This window comes from Streptomyces sp. NPDC014764, assembly GCF_043082785.1.
In the GTDB taxonomy this organism is placed as follows: Bacteria; Actinomycetota; Actinomycetes; order Streptomycetales; family Streptomycetaceae; genus Streptomyces; species Streptomyces althioticus.
The window spans coordinates 1-1,510 of record NZ_JBIBXY010000053.1; the positions used below are offsets into that span (position 1 = coordinate 1).

A 1,510-nucleotide genomic window follows, 5' to 3' on the forward strand; every position below is an offset into this window, starting at 1 on the left:
CTCCGCACGCTCCAGCGCGTCGGCGACCAGGGCCATGTTGTCCGCGGCGGCGTCGGCCGCCGTGAACCCGTCGACCACCCGCCCCCACAGCGGCTGACCGTCGAACGACGCCTGACGCACACCCGCGTCGGACCCCAGCAGACCCTGCCGCTGCCTGGCGAGCCGGGCCGCCGAGGCCCGGTCGCGCACCTTGCGGCCGACACCGAGTCCCCGGCGCGCCAGCCGGCGGATCCGCCGCGAGGCCGGTGCCATCAACGCTTCCCGGAGGAGGTGCTTTCAGGTGCCTTCTCGAAGGAGCTCGGGAAGGGGAAGTACTCCTCCAGGAAGGAGAACATGCGGGCGGTGACCTCTTCGCGCTGCTCCGGCGGCACGTCGACGTCGTTGAGGCAGAAGAAGTCGTAGTTGCGCTTGGCCCGGATGCCCTCGAGACGGCGGTCCGCGTCCTCGCGGCTGATGTTGACGTACCGGAAGCGGAACTTGCCCGGGACGCCCTTGCCGGTGATGTACGCGTGGTTGTAGTGCATCGACGCGGTCATCGCGATGTCGTCGGGCGACCGGAAGCGCGAACGCATGGTCTGGCCGACCTCCTCGGGGAACATCTCCTCGAGCTCGTTCAGCACCGACCGCACCTGCGGCAGCGGGGTGTGCATGAAGTTGTGCGTGATGAAGCGGTCGTGGGCCTTCATCAGCAGCTGGCGCACGTTCTTGCCGGCCGAGTTGGTCGCGGTCTCGCCGCCGTGCGGCTGGCCGACGCCGACCTTGAGCGGCGAGAACGGGATGCGGGCGATGCCGTTCGCGTGGAAGAAGTGCTGCGGGGTGACGCTGCGGCCGACGAACACGTCGTCGTTGAAGTACAGGTAGTGGTCCGAGAGGCCCGGGATGTGGTGCAGCCGCGTCTCGATGGCGTGCGAGTTGAAGACCGGCAGGACGCCCTCGGGGAAGATGTCCTTGTGGTCCACGACCGTGATGCCGGGCGCGTCGGCGTCCAGCCACTCCGGCTTCTGGCCGTCGGTGACGATGTAGATGTGCCGCACGAAGTCGGCGTACATCTCCAGCGACCGCAGCGAGTACTTCAGCTCGTCGTGGCTGGTGTAGCGGGACTCGTTGGTCTCCTTGTCGAGGATCGCCGGGACGCCCTCGCTCTTGTACTTCTGCCGCTTGGCGCGCAGTTCGGGGTCCTCGCCGTCGACCCAGGTGTAGACGACGTCGATGGGGAACGTGACGTCCTCCACCGTGGTCACGGTGAACGGCGCGAACGTCGGGTAGTCGCGGCCCTGCACCGTGATCTTCGCGGACTTCTGCTCACCGGTCGGCATGACGTCCGATATCCGGTTGCGCCGGGGGGCGACCAGGGAGTCGGCCAGGACGTCGGCGGAGGCCTGCGGCGACACGCGCGCCAGTTCCGCCTCGGCGTCGGGACCTGCGAGCACGTCGGCGCCGTCCTGCCAGAACTCCACGTCGCAGCCGAGCATCGGACCGCCCAGGACCTGCCCCGCGGGACCCAGACGCA

General features: G+C 68.9%; 1 protein-coding gene and 1 pseudogene. Both read right to left on the reverse strand.

The genetic code is table 11. The annotated features are described in order from the left end of the window. Positions 1–252, reverse strand: a pseudogene (locus ACF1AG_RS34805) (sugar phosphotransferase); the annotation flags it as partial. After that, positions 252–1,510 (reverse strand): stealth family protein (locus tag ACF1AG_RS34810; protein WP_391811053.1); only part of this gene is annotated, 1,259 nt, incomplete at its 5' end. The gene ACF1AG_RS34810 and the pseudogene ACF1AG_RS34805, both read right to left, overlap by 1 nt.